General features: G+C 71.5%; 24 protein-coding genes. 15 read left to right on the top strand and 9 right to left on the bottom strand.

The window, feature by feature from the left end; translation table 11 throughout:
- The first annotated feature begins 28 nt into the window (after positions 1–28).
- The 5 genes from ACLQ23_RS27605 (at position 29) to ACLQ23_RS27585 (ending at position 4,973) form a co-directional block, all read left to right on the top strand.
- A complete protein-coding gene (locus ACLQ23_RS27605) occupies positions 29–1,321 on the top strand; it encodes a pitrilysin family protein (protein ID WP_334550422.1) in 1,293 nt (430 codons plus the stop codon).
- Positions 1,318–2,655 (top strand): M16 family metallopeptidase, encoded by a 1,338-nt coding sequence (locus ACLQ23_RS27600; protein ID WP_355593880.1) that lies wholly within the window; start codon positions 1,318–1,320, stop codon positions 2,653–2,655. The genes ACLQ23_RS27605 and ACLQ23_RS27600 overlap by 4 nt, the downstream gene beginning before the upstream one ends.
- A 182-nt stretch (positions 2,656–2,837) precedes the next feature.
- Positions 2,838–3,863: an aspartate-semialdehyde dehydrogenase gene (locus ACLQ23_RS27595; protein WP_355593882.1), complete on the top strand. Its 1,026-nt coding sequence runs from the start codon at positions 2,838–2,840 to the stop codon at positions 3,861–3,863.
- 175 nt (positions 3,864–4,038) lie between these two features.
- The gene (locus tag ACLQ23_RS27590) at positions 4,039–4,479 is read left to right on the top strand and encodes a PPOX class F420-dependent oxidoreductase (protein ID WP_355593884.1); all 441 of its coding nucleotides are present in this window, start codon (positions 4,039–4,041) and stop codon (positions 4,477–4,479) included.
- Positions 4,480–4,556: 77 nt separating this feature from the next.
- On the top strand, positions 4,557–4,973 hold the full coding sequence (locus ACLQ23_RS27585; protein ID WP_355593886.1) for a CBS domain-containing protein: 417 nt from the start codon (positions 4,557–4,559) through the stop codon (positions 4,971–4,973).
- A gap of 147 nt (positions 4,974–5,120) precedes the next feature.
- On the opposite strand, the gene ACLQ23_RS27580 is transcribed toward ACLQ23_RS27585, so the two are convergent.
- The gene (locus tag ACLQ23_RS27580; RefSeq protein ID WP_425735720.1) at positions 5,121–6,227 is read right to left on the bottom strand and encodes a DNA glycosylase AlkZ-like family protein; all 1,107 of its coding nucleotides are present in this window, start codon (positions 6,225–6,227) and stop codon (positions 5,121–5,123) included.
- Between the two features lie 200 nt (positions 6,228–6,427).
- On the opposite strand from ACLQ23_RS27580, the gene ACLQ23_RS27575 reads away from it, so the two are divergent.
- The 5 genes from ACLQ23_RS27575 to ACLQ23_RS27555 all read left to right on the top strand — a co-directional run bounded on the left by ACLQ23_RS27575 (position 6,428) and on the right by ACLQ23_RS27555 (position 11,378).
- Positions 6,428–6,799 carry an SCP2 sterol-binding domain-containing protein gene (locus tag ACLQ23_RS27575; protein WP_355593890.1) on the top strand — a complete coding sequence of 124 codons (372 nt, stop codon included), beginning with the start codon at positions 6,428–6,430 and terminating at the stop codon, positions 6,797–6,799.
- Positions 6,799–8,859, top strand: coding sequence for an amylo-alpha-1,6-glucosidase (locus ACLQ23_RS27570; protein WP_355593892.1), 2,061 nt, complete (start codon positions 6,799–6,801; stop codon positions 8,857–8,859). Before ACLQ23_RS27575 ends, ACLQ23_RS27570 begins: the two co-directional genes overlap by 1 nt.
- Positions 8,860–8,946: 87 nt before the next feature.
- Positions 8,947–9,699 (top strand): lysophospholipid acyltransferase family protein, encoded by a 753-nt coding sequence (locus tag ACLQ23_RS27565; protein ID WP_355593894.1) that lies wholly within the window; start codon positions 8,947–8,949, stop codon positions 9,697–9,699.
- Positions 9,700–9,784: 85 nt separating this feature from the next.
- Positions 9,785–10,393 carry an isochorismatase family protein gene (locus ACLQ23_RS27560; protein ID WP_355593896.1) on the top strand — a complete coding sequence of 203 codons (609 nt, stop codon included), beginning with the start codon at positions 9,785–9,787 and terminating at the stop codon, positions 10,391–10,393.
- Between the two features lie 4 nt (positions 10,394–10,397).
- A complete protein-coding gene (locus tag ACLQ23_RS27555; protein WP_355593898.1) occupies positions 10,398–11,378 on the top strand; it encodes a GlxA family transcriptional regulator in 981 nt (326 codons plus the stop codon).
- Here the strand turns inward: ACLQ23_RS27555 and ACLQ23_RS27550 are convergent.
- The 4 genes from ACLQ23_RS27550 to ACLQ23_RS27535 all read right to left on the bottom strand — a co-directional run bounded on the left by ACLQ23_RS27550 (position 11,260) and on the right by ACLQ23_RS27535 (position 15,109).
- Positions 11,260–11,973 carry a hypothetical protein gene (locus ACLQ23_RS27550; RefSeq protein WP_355593900.1) on the bottom strand — a complete coding sequence of 238 codons (714 nt, stop codon included), beginning with the start codon at positions 11,971–11,973 and terminating at the stop codon, positions 11,260–11,262. The genes ACLQ23_RS27555 and ACLQ23_RS27550 overlap by 119 nt on opposite strands.
- Before the next feature lie 73 nt (positions 11,974–12,046).
- Positions 12,047–12,760 carry a response regulator transcription factor gene (locus tag ACLQ23_RS27545; RefSeq protein WP_053653044.1) on the bottom strand — a complete coding sequence of 238 codons (714 nt, stop codon included), beginning with the start codon at positions 12,758–12,760 and terminating at the stop codon, positions 12,047–12,049.
- On the bottom strand, positions 12,733–13,842 hold the full coding sequence (locus ACLQ23_RS27540) for a hypothetical protein (protein ID WP_231639949.1): 1,110 nt from the start codon (positions 13,840–13,842) through the stop codon (positions 12,733–12,735). Before ACLQ23_RS27540 ends, ACLQ23_RS27545 begins: the two co-directional genes overlap by 28 nt.
- Before the next feature lie 88 nt (positions 13,843–13,930).
- Entirely contained in the window at positions 13,931–15,109 is a 1,179-nt protein-coding gene (locus ACLQ23_RS27535; protein ID WP_053653042.1) for a sensor histidine kinase, read from the bottom strand.
- A 277-nt stretch (positions 15,110–15,386) separates the two neighbouring features.
- On the opposite strand from ACLQ23_RS27535, the gene ACLQ23_RS27530 reads away from it, so the two are divergent.
- Positions 15,387–16,391 (top strand): hypothetical protein, encoded by a 1,005-nt coding sequence (locus tag ACLQ23_RS27530; RefSeq protein ID WP_355593902.1) that lies wholly within the window; start codon positions 15,387–15,389, stop codon positions 16,389–16,391.
- A 39-nt stretch (positions 16,392–16,430) separates the two neighbouring features.
- On the opposite strand, the gene ACLQ23_RS27525 is transcribed toward ACLQ23_RS27530, so the two are convergent.
- Positions 16,431–17,324 (bottom strand): septum formation family protein, encoded by an 894-nt coding sequence (locus ACLQ23_RS27525; RefSeq protein WP_053653040.1) that lies wholly within the window; start codon positions 17,322–17,324, stop codon positions 16,431–16,433.
- A gap of 304 nt (positions 17,325–17,628) precedes the next feature.
- On the opposite strand from ACLQ23_RS27525, the gene ACLQ23_RS27520 reads away from it, so the two are divergent.
- Genes ACLQ23_RS27520 through ACLQ23_RS27510 form a run of 3 tightly spaced genes read left to right on the top strand, consistent with a single transcriptional unit; the run spans position 17,629 to position 19,048 of the window.
- Positions 17,629–18,102 (top strand): hypothetical protein, encoded by a 474-nt coding sequence (locus ACLQ23_RS27520; protein ID WP_053653039.1) that lies wholly within the window; start codon positions 17,629–17,631, stop codon positions 18,100–18,102.
- A complete protein-coding gene (locus ACLQ23_RS27515; protein ID WP_053653038.1) occupies positions 18,095–18,313 on the top strand; it encodes a helix-turn-helix transcriptional regulator in 219 nt (72 codons plus the stop codon). Before ACLQ23_RS27520 ends, ACLQ23_RS27515 begins: the two co-directional genes overlap by 8 nt.
- 36 nt (positions 18,314–18,349) lie before the next feature.
- Entirely contained in the window at positions 18,350–19,048 is a 699-nt protein-coding gene (locus ACLQ23_RS27510) for an NAD(P)-dependent oxidoreductase (protein WP_082377274.1), read from the top strand.
- Here the strand turns inward: ACLQ23_RS27510 and ACLQ23_RS27505 are convergent.
- The 3 genes from ACLQ23_RS27505 to ACLQ23_RS27495 form a co-directional block, all read right to left on the bottom strand.
- On the bottom strand, positions 18,954–19,952 hold the full coding sequence (locus ACLQ23_RS27505) for an alpha/beta hydrolase (protein WP_082377273.1): 999 nt from the start codon (positions 19,950–19,952) through the stop codon (positions 18,954–18,956). The two genes, ACLQ23_RS27510 and ACLQ23_RS27505, sit on opposite strands and share 95 nt — an antisense overlap.
- A 30-nt stretch (positions 19,953–19,982) precedes the next feature.
- Positions 19,983–21,935, bottom strand: coding sequence for an AfsR/SARP family transcriptional regulator (locus ACLQ23_RS27500; RefSeq protein ID WP_231639938.1), 1,953 nt, complete (start codon positions 21,933–21,935; stop codon positions 19,983–19,985).
- 224 nt (positions 21,936–22,159) lie between these two features.
- Positions 22,160–23,338: a hypothetical protein gene (locus ACLQ23_RS27495; RefSeq protein ID WP_157552303.1), complete on the bottom strand. Its 1,179-nt coding sequence runs from the start codon at positions 23,336–23,338 to the stop codon at positions 22,160–22,162.
- Between the two features lie 366 nt (positions 23,339–23,704).
- Between ACLQ23_RS27495 and ACLQ23_RS27490 the strand changes: the two genes are divergently transcribed.
- Positions 23,705–24,253 (top strand): TetR/AcrR family transcriptional regulator, encoded by a 549-nt coding sequence (locus tag ACLQ23_RS27490; protein ID WP_053653034.1) that lies wholly within the window; start codon positions 23,705–23,707, stop codon positions 24,251–24,253.
- Positions 24,254–24,325 lie beyond the last annotated feature (72 nt).

Here is a 24,325-nt window from a genome sequence, read left to right as displayed (position 1 = left end):
CGCCCGCGAGATCGGATAGCGTCGTGTCATGCCCGACAGTGGTTACCCCTGGCCCATTGAGACGTCCCGACTGGACAACGGCCTGCGCGTGGTGGTGAGCGAGGACCGCACCGCACCCGCGGTGGCCGTCAACCTCTGGTACGACGTCGGCTCCCGGCACGAGCCGGCTGGGCAGACCGGTTTCGCCCACCTCTTCGAGCACCTGATGTTCGAGGGCTCGGTGAACGTGGCCAAGACCGAGCACATGAAGCTGATCCAGGGCTCCGGCGGCTCACTCAACGCCACCACCAACCCGGACCGCACCAACTACTTCGAGACGGTCCCCGCCGAGCACCTGGAGTTGGCGCTCTGGCTGGAGGCCGACCGGATGGGTGGCCTGGTGCCCGCCCTGACCCAGGAGACCCTGGACAACCAGCGTGACGTGGTGAAGAACGAGCGCCGGCAGCGCTACGAGAACGTCCCGTACGGGGACGCGTGGCTGCGCCTGCTGCCGCTGCTCTACCCGCCGGGGCACCCGTACCATCACGCGACCATCGGCTCGATGGCCGACCTGAACGCCGCCGACCTCGCCACGTTCCAGGCGTTCCACAAGACGTACTACGCGCCGAACAACGCGGTCCTCACCGTCGTCGGTGACGCCGACGCCGCCGAGGTGTTCGCGCTTGCCGACAAGTACTTCGGGGCGCTGCCCGCCCGTGAGGACATCCCACCCGCTCCGGACGGCCGCCACGTCCCGGCGACCGGCACACCCGCGGTGGAGACGGTGACCGCCGACGTGCCGGCCCCCCGCGTCTACATCGCCCACCGTGGTCACCCGTTCGGCAGCCCGGGGTACGACGTGCTCACGGTGCTCGCCACAGTGCTCGGCAGCGGTCGGGGCAGCCGGCTCTACCAGCGGCTGGCCGACGGGGAGCGGATCGCCCAGCCCGACCTGGTCGGCGCGTACGGGGTGGACCTGGCACACGCCCCGGCACCGCTGATCGCCACCGCCACCGCCCGCCCCGGCATCAGCGCCGAGCGGCTCACCGAAGGGCTGGCCGAGGTCGTCGACGAGTTGGCCACCGTGCCGGTGACCGCCGCCGAACTGGACCGGGCGAAGGCGTTGCTGAGCACCGCGTGGTGGCGGCAGATGTCGACTGTGGATGGTCGAGCGGACACGCTCGGCAGGTACACCACCCAGTTCGGCGACCCCGCCCGAGCCGCCGACCGGCTGCCCGCCTGGCTCGCGGTGACCGCCGAGCAGATCGCCGAGACCGCCGCCGAGGTGCTCGGCGCCGCCGACCGGGTGACCCTGACCTACCTGCCCGAGGAGACCGCATGACGCTGATCGCCGACCGTCCCGGCCCGGGTGCCGCTCGCCCGTACCGGTTCCCGCCGGTGGTCCGCCGCACGGTGGCCGGCGGCCAGGTGGTCGCCGCGCACCTGCCCGGGCAGAACCTCGCCGTCGCGCTGCTGCTGCTCGACGCCGGCGCCGCCCGGGAGCAGCCCGGCAAGGAGGGCCTGGGCGGGGTGCTGGCCAAGGCGCTGGAGGAGGGCACCGCGCAGCGGGACGCCACCGCGTACGCGCTGGCCATCGAGGCGCTCGGCACCGAACTGGTGACCGGGCTGGACTGGGACTCGTTCCAGGTGAGCGTCCAGGTGCCGGTGGACCGGCTGACCGCCGCCGTGCAGTTGCTCGCCGAGGCCGTCCGGACGCCGCGACTGGACCCGGCCGACGTCCGGCGGGTCCGCGACGACGAGGCCACCGCACTGCGGATGGACTGGGCCAACCCGGGGCCGCGCGCCGACGCGGCGCTGCGCGCGGATTTGTACGGGCTGGACAGCCGGTGGGGCCGACCGATGTACGGGGACCCGGACTCGGTGGCCGGCCTGGACGTGGAGGACGTGACGGTCTTCCACTCCGAGTGGTTCCTGCGGCCCGGCACCCTGATCGTCGCCGGTGACCTGGACCGGATCGACCTGGACGCGCTGGCCGCTGCGGCTTTCGCCGGTACCGGCGGTGGCCCGGCCGAGCGGGGCGGCCCGATCGAGGTGCCCTTGCACACCGGCCGGCGCATCATCCTCGTGGACCGGCCCGGCTCCGTGCAGTCGACGTTGCGGCTCGGTCACCCGTCGCCGCACCGGTCGCACCCCGACCACGTACCGATGACGCTTGCCGGCACTGTGCTCGGCGGGGCGTTCACCTCCCGCCTCAACCACCTCATCCGTGAGGTGCGCGGCTACACGTACGGCATCAGGGGCGAGTTCGCCTCGTCCCGGCGCTTCGGCCGATTCGCTGTCAGCTCCGGCGTGCAGACCGCTGTCACCGTCCCGGCGCTTGTCGAGTCAGTGGGGGAGATCACCCGTACCCAGGAGGGGGGAGTGACCGAGGACGAGCTGGCGGTGGCCCGCTCCTGGCGGGCCGGGCAGCTGTCCGTCGAGTTGCAGAGCCCACGGGCCATCGCGTCGGCGTTGACCACGCTTGTGGTGCACGACCTGCCGGACGACTACCACGCCCGGCTGCGGGAGGCGCTGCTCTCCGCCGACGTGGCGCAGGTCTCCGCCGCGGCCGCGACCCACCTGCACCCGGAAGCGCTGACCCTGGTCATCGAGGGCGACGCAGCCGTGATCCGCGACGAACTGGTAGCGGCGTCCCTGGGCGACCTGATCACCTGACCGCCCTCCCGCCCCCGCCCCGACCGGCCTCCTTGCGTTGATCATGAGGTTGTCGTCACACCGCCCGGCGTGTCGTGACGACAACCTCATGATCGACAAAGGGGTGGGGTCGGGCGGGTGTGATGTGGGACTGGTGGGAAAGGGCTCCCGGTCCCGGGGGTGGGCTGGGTAGCCTCGCGGGCATGAGGATCGGCATTGTGGGGGCCACCGGCCAGGTCGGTGGCGTGATGCGGCAGGTGCTGGCGGACCGTGAGTTCCCGGCGGAGCAGGTGCGATTGTTCGCCTCGGCGCGGTCCGCCGGTCGTACGTTGCCCTGGCGGGGCAGCGAGGTGACAGTCGAGGACGCCACGACCGCGGACTACGCGGGGCTGGACATCGTGCTCTTCTCGGCCGGTAAGGGCACGGCCAGGGAGTTGGCGCCCCGCGTGGCCGAAACCGGCGCCGTCGTGATCGACAACTCGTCGGCCTTCCGGATGGACCCGCAGGTGCCGCTCGTGGTCGCCGAGGTCAACCCACACGCCGCCGCCGACCGCCCCAAGGGCATCATCGCCAACCCCAACTGCACCACAATGGCAGCGATGCCGGTGCTGCGCCCGCTGCACGCCGAGGCCGGCCTGGTCGGGCTTGTCGTCTCGACGTACCAGGCGGTTTCCGGCGCCGGCCTGGCCGGCGTCGCCGAGCTGGACGAGCAGGTCCGCAAGGTCGCCGAGCACGCCGCCGGCCTCGCCTTCGACGGCTCGGCGGTGGAATTCCCCGCGCCGCGCTCGTTCGCCGAGCCGATCGCCTTCAACGTGCTCCCGCTGGCCGGCTCGATCGTCGACGACGGCTCGTTCGAGACCGACGAGGAGCAGAAGCTCCGCAACGAGAGCCGCAAGATCCTGGAGATCCCCGACCTGAAGGTGTCGGGCACCTGCGTCCGGGTGCCGGTCTTCACGGGCCACTCGCTCCAGATCAACGCCCGGTTCGCGCGGCCGATCACCCCGCAGCGCGCCCACGAACTGCTCGCCGACGCCCCCGGCGTCGCGTTGACCGCCGTGCCGACGCCGTTGCAGGCCGCCGGTCAGGACCCGACCTACGTGGGACGCATCCGCGCCGACGAGACCGTCGAGTACGGGTTGGCGCTGTTCTGCTCCAACGACAACCTGCGCAAGGGTGCTGCGCTCAACGCCGTGCAGCTCGCCGAACTGGTCGCCGCCGAACGCCGCTGACCTGCCGTGCTCACTCCGCGCCCCCGCCGGCCACCGGCGGGGGCGCGGTGCCGTTCCGGACGACGGGCGCGCTACGGGTCAGCCGGTCGTGCTTCGGCCGAGTGTCCTTCGGCCGGTCGTGCTTCGCCGGTCGTGCTTGGATGGGACGAAGCCGACGATCCATCTGGAGGAGCCCGTGCCGGACGACAGCACCCAGCAGGCGTTGACCGACCTGATCGCCAGCCGTCAGATGGGCGTGCTGGCGACGATCAAGCGTGACGGGCGACCGCAGCTGTCCACAGTGGTCTACGCCTTCGACTCCGAGGCCGGCCTGATCCGGGTGTCCGTCACCGACGGCCGGGCCAAGACCGCCAACCTGCGCCGCGACCCACGCGCGAGCTTCCACGTCAGCAGCGAGGACGGCTGGGCGTACGCGGTGATCGAGGGACGCGCCGAGCTGACCACGCCCGCCGCCGACCCCGGCGACGCGACGGTCGAGGAGTTGGTGGGGCTCTACCGCTCGGTGCGCGGCGAACACCCGGACTGGGACGACTACCGCCAGGCAATGGTGGCCGAGCGTCGGGTGGTGCTGCGCCTGCACGTGGAGCGGCTCTACGGGATGCCCCCGCGCGACTGATCGGCGCAGCGCAGCGCGCGTTACCTCGCCCCGGGCGGCGGGTAGACGGGCCGTGCCGACACCGAGAGGGGAGCACCATGACAACGGTCGGAGAGTTCATGACGACCCGGTTGGTGACGATGGACGGCAACGACACGTTGAGCGCCGCCGCGCAGGAGATGCGGGACAGCGCCATCGGTGACGTGGTGGTGACCGACGGAGACAGCGTGGTCGGTATCGTCACGGACCGGGACATCACGGTCCGCGGTGTCGCGGAGAACAGAGACCCCGGCATGACCCGGCTGAAGGAGATCATCAGCCGGGATGTGATCACCGTGAGCCAGTACGACGACGCGGTGTCCGCCGCGGACCTGATGCGCACCTACGCCGTACGCCGGCTGCCGGTGATCGAGGACGGCCGCCTGATCGGCCTCGTGTCGATGGGTGACCTCGCGGTGGAGCGTGAGCCGCAGTCGGTGCTTGCCGACATCAGCGCCGACGAGCCCAACAACTGATCGTCCGCCGCGGGCGCGCCGGCTCTCCCCTGTCGGGAGGGCCGGCGCTGCGTTCGTCGGCGACAGGCCGCATCGACCAGGGGCCGTCTTCGACCAGGGGCGGCGTCGCCCCGGGCCGCTCGCGGTACCCCGAACGTCCAGCCGACGTCAGGGCTTGTCGACCTCGACGCGTACGTCGGTGGCAGATCGGGCCTCGGCGACAGTGGCGGCCTCGGCGTCGAGTTCCCGTCGAACCCGGGTGGACAGCGTCGACCAGGGGCTGACGGTCAGCTCCAGCCGGCCCTTTCCGGCCTGCCGCGCCCGCCAGGTGCCGGCCACCTCACCGTCCACCAGGAGCGCGCCGGGGTTGCCGACCGGCCGCCACAACTGTTGCTGGTGCTCGCGTACGGGGACCAGCAGGTCACGATCGCGGCCGGCGAGAAAAGGGTCGCCCGGTGGGAGGAGTCGCACCAGTCGTGGCGGGGACGCGCCAGTCAGCGCGTCGAGCGCGTCGGTGGGCAGCCAGGTGGCCTTGCCGTCGACGCGTACCTCGGTCAGCCCGGCGGGCCAGGCCTGGCGCAGCTCCCTCGCCGACGAGCCGAGGAATCCGGCGGCATCGCCCACGGTGGCCGGGCCGAGGAGCCGCAGGTGCGTCGTGACCACCTCGGCGGTGTGCGCCGCCTCGGCGGGCGGGCCGGGCCAGTCGAGCAATGGCGCGAGCCGGGCGGCCCGGCCGGACACCGCGAGGCGTACCCCGCCGGCGAGCCCGGCCTGCTGGAAGAGCGCGCCGGAGATGTGCCGGGACCGGCACGGCTGGCAGTCGTAGGTCAGCTCGGCGGGCACCAGTTCGGAGACGGCGCGGCTTACCGCGCCGCGCTCCATCTCGGCTGTCACGACCGCCTGGAACGCCTCGGCGGTGGCCCGGAAGGCGGCAAGCCCGAGCCGGGCGCCCTCCCTGATCTGTCCCGGCATCCGGCGGGTGGCGTCGACGTCGGTGAGCGGCCAGAGCGCGGCGGTGAGCCTCGGCAGGTCGGCCCCTCGGTGCAGGTGTGGGGCGCCGCGCATGGACCAGACGAGCTCCAGTCGGTCGTCCGGCCCGGTCGCGCCCCGCGCGGCGAGCGCCTGGCGGGCCGCGCCGTACGGCGTGTCCTGCACACCGAGCGCAAGTACCGCCAGGTCGCCCGGCCGCCGGTCGGCAGTGCGATCGAGTTGCTGGGCCGCCACCCGGTAGGCGAGTACCTGGCGACGGTCGATCTCCGGTGTCCGCCCCGTCATCTGGCACTCCGTCCCGGACTGTCCCCTCGTGTCCTTCCGGCACGTTACCGCCACCGACCGGCGTCGGCGGCTCACCCGATCTGGGCGAGGTTGACCGCGGGGTTGGCGGGGACCCGGTTGTCCAGGTGCAACGCCGGCCGGGCGCGACGCGAGCGCGCCGGACGGGATCCCGGCCGGTGAACGGGGAGGAGTGGGGCCCGATGGTGGACGCGACCACGAGGTTCTTCGAGGACCTTCAGCGACGGGGGTACGAGCCCCTGCTGGCGAAGGCGTCCGGGACGATGCGGATCGACCTTCAGGAGGGTGCGCAGACCCGGCACTGGATGCTGGCGATCGACCACGGTCGACTGCAGGTGACAAAGGAGGACCGGGAGGCCGACACGGTGGTCGGGACGAGCCCGGCGCTGTTCGACGACATCGTCTCCGGCCGCGAGCACGGCCTGGCCGCCCTGTTCCGCGGTGACATGACGGTGTCCGGTGACGCCCGGCTGGTGGTTCAGGTGGAGCGGATCTTCCCCGGGCCGCCGGACTCCCGGGGGCCGCGTCGCCGCTTCGCGGGGGAGGCGAACTGATGGGCCAGAGCAACACGGTACGGATCCTCGACGGCAACACGTTCGTGGTCTGCGAGGACACCGGTGACATCGAGGCGACGCCGAGCGAGCCGACCGGGCTCTTTTCCCTGGACACCCGGTTCTTGTCCACCTGGGTGCTGACGGTGAACGGTGAGCGGCTCAACTCGCTCTCCTTCGACGACCTCCAGTACTTCGAGTCGCGGTTCTTTCTGGTGCCGGGGATGGCGACGCACTATGTGGACGCGAAGTTGTCGATCATCCGCGAGCGCGCGGTCGGCGGCAGCTTCCGCGAGCAGCTCACCATCCTCAACCACGACGAGAAGCCCGTCGACCTGGAGATCAGGATGGACGCGGCGTCGGACTTCGCCGACCTGTTCCAGGTCAAGGACGAGATCCTGAACAAGAAGGGCGAGATCTACACCGAGGTCGAGGCGGACAGGCTGCGGTTGGGCTACCGACGGGGCAACTTCCGGCGGGAGACGATCATCTCCTCCTCGGTGGCGGCCCGCTACGACAGCAAGGGGTTCGCGTACACGGTGCGCCTGGAGCCCAACGAGCAGTGGAACACCGCGATCGACGTGAAGACGCACGCGATCGGACCAGGTGGCCGGGATCTGCGGATGGGTCTTCGGATCCACGGCAACGAGCGGCTCGCCCTCCAGCACGACCTGGAGCAGTGGATCGCAGACGCACCCAAGGTCAACAGTGAGCACGGCCGGGTGTCGGCGACGTACCGGCGCAGTTTGATCGATCTCGCGGCGCTGCGCTTCTCGCCGCTGTCGCTGGGCGGTGCCACGCTTCCCGCGGCCGGCCTGCCCTGGTTCATGACCATGTTCGGCCGGGACAGCATCCTCACCTGCCTACAGACGTTGCCGTTCACCCCGCAACTGTCGAAGACGACCCTGCGCATCCTGGCGTCGTTGCAGGGCACCCGTTTCGACGACTTCCGGGACGAGGACCCGGGGCGGATCCTGCACGAGATGCGCTACGGGGAAACCGCGGCCTTCGAGGAGCAGCCGCACACGCCGTACTACGGCTCGGTGGACGCGACCCCGCTGTTCGTGGTGCTGCTCGACGAGTACGAGCGGTGGACCGGAGACGCCGACCTGGTCAAGGAGTTGGAGCGGGAGTCCCGGGCGGCGCTGGGCTGGATCGACAGTTACGCCGACCTAATCGGCAACGGCTACATCTGGTACGAGCGGCGCAACACCGAGACGGGTCTGGAGAACCAGTGCTGGAAGGACTCCTGGGACTCGATCTCCTACTCCGACGGGACACTGCCGCCCTTTCCCCGGGCCACCTGCGAGGTGCAGGGGTACGCGTACGACGCGAAGATCCGCGCTGCGCGGCTGGCCCGGGAGTTCTGGGGCGACCCGGAGTTCGCCGACCAGCTGGAGCGGGAGGCGGCGGAGCTGAAGGAGCGGTTCAACAGAGACTGGTGGGTCGCCGACCGCGGGTACTACGCGCTCGCGCTGGACCCGGACGGCCGCCAGTGTGACGTCCTCAGCTCCAACATCGGCCACCTGCTGTGGAGCGGGATCGTCGATCCCGAGCGGGCCGAGCAGGTCGCGCAACACCTGGTGGGACCTCGTCTCTTCTCCGGCTGGGGGGTGCGGACCCTGGCCGAGGGGGAGGCCCGGTACAACCCGATCGGCTACCACAACGGCACGATCTGGCCGTTCGACAACTCGTTCATCGCCTGGGGTCTGCGCCGGTACGGGTTCGCCGAGGAGGCGGCGACGATCGCCAACGGCATGCTGGACGCGGCGACGTACTTCGACGGGCGGCTGCCGGAGGCGTTCGGCGGCTATCCGCGGGAGCTGACGAAGTTCCCGGTGGAGTATCCGACGGCGTGTAGCCCGCAGGCGTGGTCGACCGGTACGCCGCTGCTGTTGCTGCGCACGATGCTCGGCCTGGAGCCGCACGAGGGGCACCTGGCGGTCGAGCCGCGGCTGCCGGTGGGGATGGGCCGGATCGAGGTACTGGACATTCCGGGCCGGTGGGGTCGGGTGGACGCGTTCGCCCGGGGCCGGCTCGACCTGGACAACCTGGCCGACTGACGCACCGAACAGCGGCGACGCGGGCAACCTGCGTCGCCGCTGGCCGCCGCCCAGGCGACCCACAGCCGGGCACGATAGATTCTGCGGATGCCGGAGCTCGTGTACCCGCCCGTTATCGCCGCCGCCAAGACGATGTTCCGGGTCCTCGACCTGAAGATCAACATTGAGGGCGCCCACCACGTACCCCGCACCGGTGGGGCCGTGCTGGCCAGCAACCACGTGAGCTACCTCGACTTCATCTTCGCCGGCCTCGGCGCGAACCCCTCGGGCCGGATGGTCCGGTTCATGGCCAAGCACTCGGTCTTCGAGCACCGGATCGGCGGGCCGTTGATGCGCGGGATGAAGCACATCCCGGTGGATCGCGAGGCCGGCGCGGCATCGTTCCGGGCGGCGGTGGACGCGCTCAAGCGCGGCGAGGTCGTCGGCGTCTTTCCGGAGGCCACGATCAGCCGCTCGTTCACCGTCAAGGAACTCAAGAGCGGCACCGTCCGGATGGCCCGCTCGGCGAAGGTGCCGGTGCTGCCGGTCGCGCTGTGGGGCACCCAGCGGCTCTGGACGAAGGGCCGCCCGCGCACCCTGACCCGCCGGCACACGCCCATCACGATCCTGGTCGGCGAGCCGATCGAGCCGGCGGACTTCCGGGACCCGAATCTGCTGGCCGCCGAGCTGACGACCCGGCTCACGGCGCTCGTCGATCGCGCCCAGAGGGAGTACCCGGACGAACCGGCCGGCCCGGACGACACCTGGTGGCTGCCGGCGCACCTGGGCGGCACCGCCCCGACACCGGAGGAGGCCGCCGCCATGGACGCCGCCGGGGAGCGGCGTACCCCCAGCGTCTGAACGGCCGGCGCGGTGACCGGATCGTTCCGCAAGCGGGCGTGATGGTGTCTGCCGTCGCGGTCACCGCCCGACCAGGATCGACGTCATGAGCAGAGCAGCACTTCTCGTGATCGACGTCCAGGAATCGTTCCGGCAGCGCCCCATCTGGGCGTACGGCTCCAACCCCGACATCGTCGGGCAGGTCGACCGGCTGGTCACCGCCGCCCGTCAACGCGGCGACCTGGTGGTCTGGGTCCTGCACGCCGAACCGGGCACGGGCGGCGTCTTCGATCCGGCGCGCGGCCACGTACGCCTGCTCGACGGACTGACACCGGCCGCGGGTGAGCCGACGCTCGTGAAGACCGCCCACAACGCGTTCACCACCACAAATCTCCAGCAGCTGCTCACCACCGCGGGCGTGGACGACCTCACCGTCTGCGGCATCCGCACCGAGCAGTGCGTCGAGACCACCGCCCGGGTGGGGTCGGACCTCGGCTACCGGATGACGTTCGTCACCGACGCCACGCAGACCTTCCCCATCCCGCACCGGGAGGTGCCGGAGACAGCGACCGTCGAGGAGATCCTCGCCGATCCGCGCACCATGACCACCGAGAAGATCATCACCCGCACCGAGTACGCGTTGGCAGGCCGCTTCGCGACCATCAGCACCGTCGACGAGGTCACCGGCGCGGCCCTCGTCAACGCCCGGAGATGAGCCGATGGCCAAGGTCGTCTTCCTGCTGGTCCCGCAGTTGCACCTGCTGGACCTCGCCGGACCGGCCCAGGTCTTCTCCAGCGCCGCGGACCTCGGCCACGACTACCGGCTGCACTACGTGGCCGAGCGGGAGCAGGTCCCCACCGTCCAGGGCGTACCGCTGGTGGCCGAGACGCTCTGGCCCGAGCTGACGCCGGAAGACCTGGTGATCGTGCCGGGCTGGCGGCCGGCGGCGCACGGCCCGCAAGGGCCGGTGTCGCCGGCCGACCTGCGGCGCCTGGCCGACCACCACGCGTCCGGCGGCACTGTGGCGAGCGTCTGCGCGGGCGCGTACGCACTGGGCCGCGCCGGGCTCCTCGACGGCCGACGCTGCACCACCCACCATGAGGTGCAGGACGACCTTGCCCGCCGTTACCCGGCAGCCCGGGTGGCCCGCGACGTGCTGTACGTGGTCGACGACCGGGTGGTCACCTCGGCGGGTATCGCCAGCGGCATCGACGTTGCCCTGCACCTGGTGGCGACCCGGCACGGCCCGGCCACCGCCGCCCGGATCGCCCGCACGCTCGTCGTCCACACCCGGCGCAACGGAAACGAGCCGCAGGCCAGCGCGATGATGCGTCATCGCCTGCACCTGTCCGACGCGGTGCACCGGGTGCAGGACGTGATCGACACTCGGTACGCCGAGCCGCTGCCGCTGGCCGAGCTGGCCGCCACCGGCGGTGTGGCGGAGCGGACACTGACCCGGCTGTTCCGCGCGGCCACCGGGCTGACGCCGCTGGGCTATCAGCAGTCGCTGCGCGTGGAACGCGCCGAGCACCTGATCGGGCACGGCGCGACCGTGGAGGCTGCGGCGCGCAACGTGGGCTTCACCGACGCCCGGATGCTGCGCCGCCTGCGAGCCCGTCCCAGGACGTCGGCTCCGGCCCCGAACGGTAGTAGTCGTCCCGGGAGCGGAATTCCACAGGCAGTGAACCAGGCAGGGTGATCCGGTTCTCGCCGGCGAGCAACGCGGGGCCGGCCCGCAACAGCAGCACGTCGCGTTCCTGGGCGGAGAGGTCCACGAGCTCCGGGTGGGTGAGCCGGAACACGGCCACTGCCCGGCGGATCTGCTGGGCCAGCGCGATTACCTCTCCGGCCGGCCCGCCGAGGGCAAGCGCCGGCTGCTGGATGGTGCGCAGCGCGTCGCAGACAATCAGCAGCTCGGCCGGATCGGCCTGTGGAAGTTCCAGCCGGGACGGCCACTGCCAGCGGACCTGGCCGGTCATCAGACCGCCAAGCCGGCCCGGGGGCCGGCGTCGGGACGTGCCGTCGGCGACGAGGGACAGCTGCGAACCGGTGCCCACCCAGCAGATTCGCTGATCGGTGACTGTCACCGAAACCGGCCCGGGAAGCTGCCAGCCGAGATGAGCCTCGGTCGGCCCGAGCAGGCAGCCCGCGACCGACAGCCGGTGTCGGCTGAGCACGTTCTCACCGGGCAGCGGACGCATGTTGTAGTGCCGGTCCAGGGTGGGACCCACCTCGTCGTCCGGTGCGTCGAACCGGTGTGGACCGATGAAGAAGGGGGACGCGTCGGTATGCATCGTCACGACCTTCCGGTCAGCTGGGCTGTGCGTACGAGCCTCGCGGATCCGGGGGGCGCTGTCATGACGGCCGTTAGGGGGTCGGCCGGTCGTACGTCGCCTGTGACCGGTAGATGCCGATCTCCTCCGGGCGGACTAGCCCGTCCTCGATCGCACGGGCGAGCAATGCGGCCTTTGTGGCGGCCGGCCGCCCCGCACGGGTGTACTTGATGCGCGCACGGTCCACGTATTGCTTCACCGTGTGTTCGCTGATCTGCATCCGGCGGGCCACCGACGCCTTGGACATCGACTGGAACCAGAGCAGCAGCGCCTCACGCTCCTTGTCGGACAGCATCGGCCGGTCCGGCCTCGGATCGCCGACCATCGCGCCGGCCAACGCCGGTGGCACGTACGGGCGGTCGCTCGCCGCCGCCAACACCGTCGCCACGCAGTGCTCCCGGCCCTCGTGCTTGGCCAGGAACGCCACCGCCCCGGCGTCCAGCGCGGCGAGCATCGTCTGCGGATCGGTGTGCTCCGAATAGACCACCACCCGTCGCCCGGTGGCACTCAACTCGGCCAGCTTGTCAAGCGCCATCCGGCCGTGCAGCCGCAGGTCGAGCAGGACGACGTCGGCGTCCGGCGCCGCCCGCAGCACCTCGTCCGGATCGTCGCCGGTGGCAAGCACTGTCAGCCGGGGCTCGGTGGCCATCCAGGCGCGAACCCCGTCGACGACCACCGGGTGGTCATCGACGATCGCCACCCCGACCGCCCGATCGCCGGTCACTTCCGCCACCGGGTCTGCGCCCATCTGATGTCCCCGTCCCGTTCGTAGAGGTGCTGTACCGGCCCGTGGTCGTACTCCCCAGGTGGTGGGCCGGTCGCCTCCGGCCCCTCCCGGTCGGGCGTGACAAGGCTGACCACCACCTCGTCGGGGCCGGAGACGACGGTCAGTCGTGCCCAACCCCGTGCGTCGGCGAGATGCGCGGCGAGCGGGTCTGCCAGCTGACGGCGGATCTCGACGGGCAACGGCGGTGGATTGCCGATGGTGACCAGGTCGATCGGCAGTCCGTTGCGTTCGGCCAGGTCGGCGGCGGCCCGCAACTCGTGCAGCAGCGGATCGGGTACGTCGTCGGACTCCGCGATCATGCGGCGTAACCGGGCTGCGGCAAGTACGCAGCGCCGCTGCACCTCCGGGTCGTCCGGGTCGGCCGCACCGTAGGCCAGCTCACCGAGCACCCGGCCGGCCGCGCTGCCGGCCAGGGCGAGCCGGTCGCGGCGCTCCCGCAGGCCCCGCTCGGCGGCAGCCCGCTCGGCGGCCATCGCGTGCAACGCGGCGGCCGTGGCCGCCCGGTCCCGGGCCAGCCCGACGATCGTCATGCCGCCCACGAAGACGGCCAGTTGCAGGGAGAAGGTGCCGTAGACGTACATCGTGAAGCGGGCCAGGGCGGCGGCGTCGGGGCCGTGGGTGAGTACGGCGACCAACGCGATCACCGTGTGCGTGGTCAGCAGCACGACAAGCCCGACGACCCGGCGGCCCCACAGCATGAGCACGAAGAACCAGCCGAGCGTGCTCCACACCCAGTTGGCCGCGCCGAACAGGTGCCGATCACCGACCGCCGCGAAGACCGCCGCGTCGGCGGCGAGCAGCAGCACTGCCAGCGGCCACGGCGGCAGCGGTGTGCCGCGCAGCAGGAAAACGCCGGCGACCACGCCCGCCACGGCGACCAGCGCCCAACAGCCGAGCACGACAGCCGGCTCGGCGAACTCCGTGCGTACGCCGAGAACCGCGGGGAGGCCGATCGTCACGTGCCACACCCACGCGATGCCGACGACGACGATCCGGGCTCCGCGATCGGAGGCCCGCGCCACCGCAGCCGGTGCGGCGTGCACCCCCTCGCCGGGCTCCGGCGTCGCGTCCGACTGTTGCTGCGGAGTCGCTGCCCCGCGGGTGACGGTGTGGCCCGCTGGCACGTCGAGGTCAGCCGACACGTGGCCACTCCAGTCGGATCCGGGTGCCCGCGCCGGGCGCTGACCGCACGTCGGCCCGCCCGCCGACCGCTGCCATCCGGCCGTGGATCGACTCGCGCAGCCCGTACCTGTGCGGTGGGACGGTGGCCGGGTCGAAGCCCGGGCCGTCGTCGACGATCTCGGCCACGACGGCCATCGCGTCGCGGGTCAGCCGCAGCACGGCCCGCGCGCCGGGAGCATGCCGGTCCACGTTGGACAATGCCGCGTAGGCGCTCTCGGTGATCGCGTCGGCCACCCCGGCGGGCACCGCGCACGCCGCCAGGTCCATGTGCACCCGCAGCTGGGGCAGCCGGTCGGACACCGTCCGCAGCCGACCGTCCAGGGACACCGGGCCGTCGCCGGGCGTCGGGCCGCTGTCGGTCAACGCCACGAGGGTACGCAGGTCGGTGGCGCACCGATCGCGGAACGCAACGGACGGGCCAGCCACCGCGCCGAGCCCCACCATCGTCAGCGTGCCCAGCACGGTGTCGTGCAGATCGCGGTTCTGCTGGCGTTCCGCCTCCCGTGCGGCCCGCGCGACCATAGACTCCCGGGTCAGCCGCTGGTGCTCGGCGAACGCCAGGTCCGCCCGACCGATCCGGCGGCGCATCACCCCGGTCACCAACGCCGTGACGCCCGTCTGCACAAGCAGCGTCGCGGCGTGCGCCCGCGCCTCGGTGACGTTGCCGGCGGCCTGTGCGCCCACGACGTACGCGGCGGTGACCAGCAGCCCTCCCGGCACCGACCAGCGGGCGGGAGCCGTGGCCTGCGCGTTGATAACCGTGGTGCTGGCCAGCACGGCGATCCAGCTGCCCTCGCCGGGCAGCACCTCAGGCGCCACCATCTGGGGGATGAGCAGGCACGCCGCAACGGTGACCACGATGTCGCCGACGGCCAACACCCGGGTGATGCCGTGGCGCAGCGCGCGAATGCCGTAGAAGAGTGACCAGCCGGTCAACACGGCCACGCCGGGCCACAGCACCGCCGGCTCGACCGGTGGGGTACGCACCGACAGCGCCACGGCCGCACCGACGAGCCCGCACGTCAGCCGCAGCAGCGCGGGCAACGTGGTGAAGATGAGGCCGAACGCGCCACCTGCCGGGTTGTCCAGCGAGGGGGGCGGCACAGTGGGGGCGGTTAACGCCGGCATCGGGGGGTGTCCCTTCCGACAACGACCCGGTGCGGGTCCGCACGGCGGAGATCGACATCGGAGAATAGCATGCGGACGGTGAGTGTTCACCCACCGTCCGCATGGTGTCATTACAGCGTTGCTCTGCGCTATCGGCCGTTGATCCCAGCGGTCGCCGTGCGGATGGCGAAGACCGCAGGCCGAGGCGGGTCTGTCGCTCCGACGCACTACCTGTTCCAGTGGGAACCCGGCGCCGTCACCGCCCGTCAGAGTTGGTGACAGAGGGGTGGTGGGCGGGATGCGCTCGCGGGCAACGATAGTGGCGGCGGCGCTGCTCGGCGCGGTGCTGAGCGGTTGTGCAGGCACCGACACCGGGCCGGACGGAGTGGATACTCCCGGCCCCGCCCAGATCGTCGACAAGTGGACGTCCTGTGCCGAGGACGCACCGCACGCCGGCGCCGTGCTGCCCGCCCCGCCCCCGCCGGGCGGATCGGCGTCCCCGGTGCCGGACGAGCCGGCGGCCGGGCGCATCGACCCCGCGTTCACGCCGGTCACCGCTGTGCTCTGCGGACAGCAGATCCGGCCCGGCCCCGCCGGCGGCACGGAGCAGGTGGCCACCGAACGACGCGCCGACGACATCGACTCCCTGCTCGCCGCGCTGCGCCTACCTGACCAGCGCGGCGACGAGGAGGTCGCCTGCACCCTCGACCTGGTCATCCCGCCCTGGGTGGCGCTGCTCGACCAGCAGGGGCGTTGGCTACGGCCACACCTGCCTGTGGACGGATGCACCAAACCGCGTCCGGAGGTGCGCGCGGCGTTGGACGGGTTGCGCCTGACCACTGTCGCCACACGAACCGTCGGGCAGGTCGTATCTCCGGCGGCCGAGGCCGCAGGCTGCGAGCAACAGTGGTCGGACATGGTCTGGGCGGAGGGGGCCGACGGTCGCCCCGAGCCGCCCGCGCCGGGCGCCGCCCCGGAGGCCGGGCCGCTGCGGCTCTGCGTCTACCTGGTGCCCGTCCATGAGCGGGGCGGCAGCAAGCCAGCCGGTGACTTCGCGTACGGCGGGGCGCTGCCGCCCGATCGGCAGGCGAACATCCTGCGGGCGCTTGCCACGACCCGGCCGGCGAAGCCCTGCGGCACTCCGGCGTCCCGTTTCGCTGTGCTCCGACAGTTGGACGGCAGCGGAGCGGAGTCGTACGTCGAACTCGACGGCTGCCGGCGGGTCCTCGTCACGCCGCTCGGCGGTGGGTCACGGCTCGGGCAGGGCGACGCCGCGTTGACCGCGCTGCTCGGGCCGATCTGAGCCGTCCCCTCCCGGTCGCCTGTCGGCGCGGCCACGACTTCAGCGGATCGGCAATGCCGCCGGGCCGCCGTTGGCGATCGACCGCTTGACCGTTTCGCCGCCGGACCAGAAGTAGCAGCGCACACCCCGGTCGCCGCGCGCCCACAGATTGGGGGAGGGGAGGCGGTACGCCGTTCCGGTGCGGTAGCGCAGGTTGGCGTCGTTGGGAACCTTGGCGTAACGGGCGACCATGGTGCGGCAGGCGGGATGGATGGCTGCCTCGTCGCGGACGGCGTCCTGGTAGGAGCGGTCCGGGGCGGTCCAGATGCCGACGTACTCGTACTGGTGCGCGGTGGTGCAGCCAGCCGGTCGCAGCCGGCCCCACTCGTCCTCGTTCATGCAGCCGTACGTCAGCGGGGAGCGGCTGCCCACAGCGTTGCGCAGCGTGCCGGCCCGGTGGATGGCCCGGTCGGTGTCGCCGTTCGCGCCGTCCACCTCGTCAAGTTCGAAGATGTCGCACCGGTACCACCGGCTGCCGCCCGCCCAGCCGGCCGGTGACGTCGGAGCGACCTGCACGGAGAGCCGGGCGCTGCGCCACTCACCGCCGACGAATTCCTTGGCGCGGGTGTCGCAGTCGGTGAAGATCGGGCGCATGGCCGCCGACTCCACCGTCGGCGGGGCGCTCCGCTCGGCCAGGTCGCCCGTGAAGGTGCCGACGTGGAACGTCTCCACCAGGTGCGTCTTCGCGCAGTCCACAGGGGCGTAGCTGCTCAGATATGCGCTCGGCTCGGGGATGACATGGCACTCGCCGGCCTGCGGCGAGAACTGCTTGGCCTGGGCCATCGGTCGCCAGTCGTCGGCCAGGTCGCCGTCCGTGCCGGCCGGCGTGCCGCAGCCCGCCAACCCCACAGTGATTAACGCAGCCGCGAGCGCTGCCGTGAAATGCCGTCGCATGTGAAATCTCCCCGTGGCCCCCGTGCCGACGCGCGCAGCATATGGCACCGGAGCGACGAGCAGGCACCGGTTTCCGGCCAGGTTCGCGCTACCCCGACCAGTCACGTGGACGTGAGATGCCGGACCGCCGCTCGCCTCGATGGACGAGGGTCAGCGGCGGTCGCGGCGCGTCCTCGGCGGCGGGTCAGCCGGCGAACTCCCGGCGCGTGCCGCTGCGGGCTCCGTGTCGAGGATGATTGACGTGATGTAAGAGATGTTTTACATTGGGCCATGTAAACAATTCTTGACACGGGGGGAGTGGGTGATGATCCGCGACGCCAACCGAGAAGACCGAGTCGCCATGACGTTCGGGCAGCGGAACGCATGGGTTTCGGCCATCGTCATGCCTGGGGCATCCATCGCGTACCTTGGCGTGGTCCTGCCCCGGCTGGGCGACCGGCCCGCCGCGGAGGTCTCCTGGGTGGGGCCGATGCTGTGGACGATCGGCGCGACGATCGTCGGCACCATCGTGGGGACCATCCTCGTCTCGATCGCGGCAGCCGTCGCCAACCGGGACGTGGAGTCCAAAGGGGACGTACGAGACAAGCAGATCGACCGCTACGGCGACCGCCTGGCGCAGGCCATCACCGCCTTCGGCGGCGCTGTCGTCCTGGCGCTGGTGATGTTCGAGGTGGATCACTTCTGGATCGGCAACGCCCTGTTCGTGATCGGCGCCATCGGAGCGACGTGGGGGGCCATCGCGAGGATCCGCGCGTACCACGGTGTCTTCAATGGTTAAACCGACCCGCGTCACCAACCGGATCCGCGCTCTTCGGTTCGCCAACGACGAGATGACGCAGGCCGACCTGGCCGAGCGCGTCGGTGTCACCCGGCAGACGGTCATCGCCATCGAGCAGGGGCGGTACTCGCCGTCGCTGGAGATGGCGTTCCAGATCGCCCGGGCGTTCGGCGTGCCACTGGACGAGGTCTTTCAATACCCCGACGAGTAGGCGAATCGGGGCCGACATGGCAACGAGAGGACGATCATGAGCAGTCGTGGCAGGTCGAAGGTCTGCATCGTCGGAGCGTCAGGAAAACTTGGCAGGTACATGGTCCGGCACGCGCTGGACAAGGGCTACGAGGTCGTCGGCGTGTGCCGTGCGGGCAGCGTGGACAAGCTGGACGAGTTCAAGGGCCGAGTCACAGTCGTCGCGGGGCCGACGAACGATCGTGCCGTCATCGAGCGGGCGGTCGCCGGCTGCGACGGTGTGCTCACCGTCCTGGTCCCCTGGGGTGTGCACGGCTACTCGACGGGCACGGCGCGGGCGGTCCTGGACCACGCCGACCCGGGAGCACGCCTGATCTTCTCGTGCGGCTGGCACATCACGCGCGACGGCCAGGACGTCTACCCGTGGACGCTCAGGGCGTTCGTCGCAGTTTTCGGGGTGCTCGCGCGGCTGGCCCGCTTCGCCGATATCCGCGACCAGGTGAAGGCGTGCCGGCAGATCTTCGCCAGCGACACCCGGTGGACGGTCGTGCGCGGCAGCGACCTCGAGGAGGGCGACAGCCAGGGCCTGCCCGTCTGGAGCCGGCACGTCGGGGATCCCGTGCTCAAGAGCAACATCACGCGCCGGGTGGATTTCGCCCTGTTCATGGTGGAGGCGCTGACGAACGACGAACTGGTCCACGAGGCACCGGCGATCGTCGGCCGCCGGACACCCTCGGCACTGGCTGCGACTGCGTGATCCGGTCGCGTAGCCAGGAGTTGACATCGTTGAGCGCCGTACCGGCGATTGCCGTGGGGTGGCCTGTGAAGCCGTGCGGTGACTCGGGGTAGATCCGGACCTCGACGTCGTTGCCGGCCGCCGACAACCGGCCAGCCATCGTCAGGTTGTCCTCCAGTAACACGTCTGCGCTCCCGATGACCAGCAACGTCGGGGGCAGTTCGCGAAGGTCGGCGTAGACGGGGGAGATGTCGGGATCGGTGCGGTCCTCGACGTGGCCGACGTACGCCTGGATGAAGTACTCGTCGGCGATACGGCGACCGGCCGGGGTCCGCGCGCTCAGGTCGTAGGTGCCGAACTGGAGCGCGGCGCCGGTGAAGCAGTCGACGACGCCCCTGTCTCTCAGCCGGAGCACTGTCGCCAGGGCGAGCGTCGCTCCGGCGGAGCTGCCGCCGATCGCGAGTCGGGAGGTGCCGAAGCGGGCCTCGGCCTCCTCGACGAGCCAGAGCGCCGCCGCCTCGCAGTCGTCGGGTGCGGCCGGCCAGGGATGCTCGGGCGCCAGCCGGTAGTCGACGCTGACAACGGCCAGGCGCAGGGCATCGGCAAGCGCCCGGTTGCGTTCGTCCCGGTGCGCGGCGGAGTCCAGGTAGAAGCCGCCGCCGTGGATGTCCAGGTAGACGCCCTGCGGCGGGCCGTCGACAGGGGTCAGGATCCTGACGGGTACGCGCGCACCGGCGGCGTCGATCGTCTCTGCGACGGCGGGTGGATCGGCGGCACGAGGAGCGGACCTCCGCGCCCGGACCTCCTTCAGCTCCTCAGGCGAGCGGGGGCCGTGGCCCGCCCGCCTCGACCGGTAGAAGGCACGGGCCTCGTCGACCTGCTCCGCCGGCACGTCGACGAGCAGTGCGTCCAGCGCGAACCGCACCCGACCTCCTCTCTGGGCTGCGGCTCCACGCTATCGCCGACACGCCGCGCCGGATGCGCCGCACACAAGCAGCCGCTGGTGCCGGGCGGGCCGCCCATCCCGCTCACCCGTTGGATAGTCGAGTTCGGCGAGGCAGGAGCCGTAGAACCGCCTGAGGGCTGCCCGACGTTCGTGGGCGCTGTGCTGCCGTATCGCCCGGTCGTGGGCGTACCGGTGCAGCAGGTCGTGGAAGGCGAACCGGTCCGGGGCGTGCTCCTCGATGAGATGCGCGGCGGCGAGCCGTCCGAGCAACTGCTCCGCCTCGGTGAGCGTGATCCCGCTCAACGCGGCGGCGGTCGCCGTCGAGAAGTCTTCCCCGGGCGCGAGGCCCAACAGCCGGAACAGCCGCTGGGCGGCCGGCGGCACCGTCTCGTACGACAGGTCGAACGCCACCTGGATGGCCGCTTCGTCGTCGTCATCGGCGGCGAGCGCGGCGAGCCGGTCCTCGGTGCGCAACTCGGCCACGAGATCGGCGACGCGTCGGTACGGCCGGTGCGCGAGGCTGGCGACCGCGATGCGCAATGCCAGGGGCAGGTACGCGCAGAGGCTCGCCAGCTCGCCGACCGTTTCCGGCTCCGCGCGGGCGCGCTCCTCGCCGAGCAGCCTGGCCAGCAGTGTGCCGGCGTCATCGGGGGTGAGCACGCCCAGCGTGAGGCGGCGGACACCCTCGCGGGCGGCGAGCCCGGCGAGTCGGTCCCGGCTGGTGATGAGCACCAGGCAGCCCGGACCCCCGGGCAGCAGGGGCCGTACGTCCTCCGCCGAGCGCGCGTTGTCGAGCACCACCAGCATGCGTTTGCCAGCCGTCAGCGACCGGTACATCGCCGAAGCGCCGGCGACGTCGATCGGCACCTCTTCCGGACGGACCCCGAGCGAGCGCAGCAGCACCCCCAGCGCCTCGACCGGGCGCAGCGGCGGCTCCGGGGCATAGCCGTGCAGGTTGATGAACAGTTGCCCGTCGGGGAACCGGTGCGACACCTGGTGCGCCCAGTGCACCGCCAGCGCCGTCTTGCCGACCCCGGCCGAGCCCGCGATCGCCGCGGCCGACGCCGGCGCGCCGACCTCCGGGAGCAGCAGGTCCAACTCGGCAAGCGCCTGCCGTTGGCCGGTGAACATGGCGACGTCCGCCGGAAGCTCGTGGGGCACGGCGACCGACCGCGCCACGGTCTCATCCACTGGTGGTCGCCAGGCCAGCGACTCGTCGCCGCGCAGCATCGCCCCGTGCAGCGTACGAAGCAGCTCACCGGGCTCGACGCCGACCTGTTCGGCCAGCAGCCGGCGGACGCGCTGGTGGGCGCTCAGCGCCTCGGCCCGCCGCCCGGACCGGTAGAGGGCCAACGTGAGCAGCGCGTGCAGGCCCTCCCGGTACGGATGTTCGCCGGTGAGGTTTGTCAGCTCGGGCACCAGTTCCCCGTGCCGGCCCAGCGCGAGGTCGAGCTGGATGCGGCGTTCCAACGCGCTCAGCCGACGCTCCTCCATCTGCGCGGCGGCGGTTTGCAGCAGCGGAGTGGACAGCCCGTCGAGGGCGGGGCCACGCCACAGCCGCAACGCCGCGCCGAGAGCCGCGCGGGCGCCGGCCAGGTCGCCACCGTCCGCCAGGGCGTCCGCGCGATCGACAGCCTCGTCGAACTGGCGCAGATCGAGCTGCCAGCCGTCGAGGTTGAGCTGGTATCCCGAACCCCGGGTGGCGATCAGCTCGCTATCTGCGTGTTCGCATCGTAGGAGACGACGCAGGACGCCCACCCGGTTCTGCACCTGGGCACGCGCGCTGCTTGGCGGGTCGTCTCCCCAGGCGGCGTCGATCAACCGGCGGATCGACACAACTCGACCAGTGTCCAGGAGCAGAGCTGCCAGGATCGACTGGTTACGGGCACCGCCGAGCGCCACGCCGTTGTCTCCGGCATGGGCCTCGACCGGCCCGAGCATGGTGAACACCTTGATTCTCATCCGTTACCCCCGTACCGGATCATCAGTAAGACGTGCAGCCCTCCTTCGCAGGCGCCTCAGTGTCCACTGTGCGACCGACTTTCGCTTGCCCGGACCAGATACGTCGCGCGTTGTCCTCCCGGCACAGAGAGGCCGGCGTCGGCCGCCTGGGGGGAGGCGACCGACGCCGGTGTGAGTGGGTGGATGTCGACCTCAGCCAGCGGTCGTCGCCGGCCGAAGTGCCCTTATGCCGCGGCCGTGACCTGGGTGACGATGTTGCTGGTGGCGGTCAGGGTGCCACCGGTCTGGGCGCTCCACCACTTGAGGCGGCCCTGGTAGGCGGTATTCGGCGCCAACCCGGCCCGGTCGCAGGTGACGGTCTCCGGGTTTCCGGACACCGACCGGCGCGGCCCCTCCAGGAAATCCCCGCCGGCGGCCAGCCAGGACGCACAGGAGACCCAGCCGGTGGCCTGTCCCGGATCGACCCGGGTCGACCACTGGATCGACGTCGACGTGGGAGCCGCGGGACCCGCGGAGGTGGTCATGGCCGGCGGGCCGGCGAACAGTGAACCGCTCACCGCATCCCGCCACGCCTGGATGCTGCCGGAGTCGCCGATCAGGTCGTACTGCGGCCAGCCGGTCGCGTCGAAGTAGGTGACGAACCGGGCGTCAGCAGTGTTGCGCATCCACCTGGCGATCTCGCGCAGCATCGCCGGCCGGTTCGCGTGGTCGTCCACGCCCAGCTCCGCCACCGCGTACGGCTTGCCCTCCGACCGGGCCGCCTCAAGACCCGGGCGCAGCGCGTTGTGCGCCGCCATGGTCTCGGACTTCGTCACGTCGAAGCCGTAGACATCCCAGGCCATGACGTCGACGTACGCCGCACCCGGGTAGTAGTCGCGCCAGTTCCGCCCGCTCTTCGGGTCGAGCGTCCAGTCCATCAGGATGGTGGTGGCGTACAGGCGCGAGTTGTTCGCCTGGTCGGCAAGGCCGGCGATGCGCTGCCACGCCGCCCGGTACGCGGCGGCCGTGAACGCGCCGTCGCGGATGTCGTCCTCCGGCTCGTGGAAGTAGGTCCAGTAGATGTCCCGGTCCTGCGGCGCGTTGGCGAACCAGGTGCGCAGGTAGTCGTCCGCCGAGCCGGTCAGGATGACGTCGGCGTCGTACTTGAAGGACACCACCGTCGAGCGTCCCGGAGTGTTGAGCTTGGCGTCGGTCCACGCGCCGGGGGCACCCGGGTAGAAGACCCGCAGGATCGGCAGCGTGCCGTAGCGGGCGTCCGCCGCCGCAAGCGCCTGGTTGAACGTCTGCCCGGACGGCTGGTGCACCGACGATCCGAAGAGCGTCGGGGTGCTGGCGCTCGCGGGCGCCTGCAGGCCGCCCAAGACCACGGCAGCGGCCGCCGCTGCGGCGACTAGTCGTCTCAAGATTCCTCCTAGGGGTGGTTGGCGAGGTCGGGCGGCGTCCCCGGTCAGTGGACGACGGGCTGGCCGGCGTCGATATCCCGCCCGTGCCATTTCGCCGGTGAGGGGGCCGGCCCGACAGTAGAAAGAGATGCTGGGTCGAATCGTGGAGAAGCCGGGCTCCCCGCCGAGGCGCGGGACCATCGACTGACGCCAGTCTCCGAGGGCAGGCCACACATTCGTCATGGAACGGCCATAGCCCGCCCTGGGGCGTGCGGTGCGACGCGCCTACCGGCGGAGCTGGCCCGGTGCGAGGGCTCGCGGCCGGGGCGATGGCGAGGAGGAACCTAGTATTCGGGTCATGACCGCAGCGCGTCCCGGGGACCAACGGTGAGTCGCGCTCCCCGCAGCGACGGCCTCGCCAACAGGGAGAAGATCCTGGCGGCGGCGTTGCGGACGTTGCAGCGTGACAGCACCGCTCCGATGGCGGCCGTCGCGCAGGAGGCCGGCGTGGGCGTCGGGACGCTCTACCGTCATTTTCGCGACCGCGACGCCCTGCTGGTAGCCCTGGAGGTCCGTTCCATCGGCATGGTGCTGACAATGCTCGACGAGGTGCTCACGCGCGGGCTTCCGGGCATCGAGGCCGTGCGGGAGTTCCTGATCGGCACGGTACGGCACGGTTCCGAGCTCTTCCTGCCGCATCACGGCGCCCCGATCACGACCGATCCCGAGTATCGACGCCTCGACCGGCTCGTGTGGGAGGGCGTCGGTCGGATTGTCGAACTCGGCGCGGCGGACGGAACGCTACGGCCCGATCTGACGGCCCGCGATGTCATCATCTTCGGCTCGCTGATCGCAGTGCCGATGCCTTTCGCGGGCGACTGGCCCGAGGTCGCGGGCCGCCAGATCGACCTGTTCCTCAGGGCTGTCCGCGCTTAGCCTCGGCCCTTCAGTAAGGGCTGGTGGTGGTGACGCCCGGGAACGCGAAAGTGCCTTCTGATCTGGGATGAT

Source organism: Micromonospora sp. DT41, from assembly GCF_049841715.1.
Classification (GTDB): Bacteria; Actinomycetota; Actinomycetes; order Mycobacteriales; family Micromonosporaceae; genus Micromonospora; species Micromonospora profundi.
This window is presented reverse-complemented; position numbering and strand designations above follow the sequence as displayed.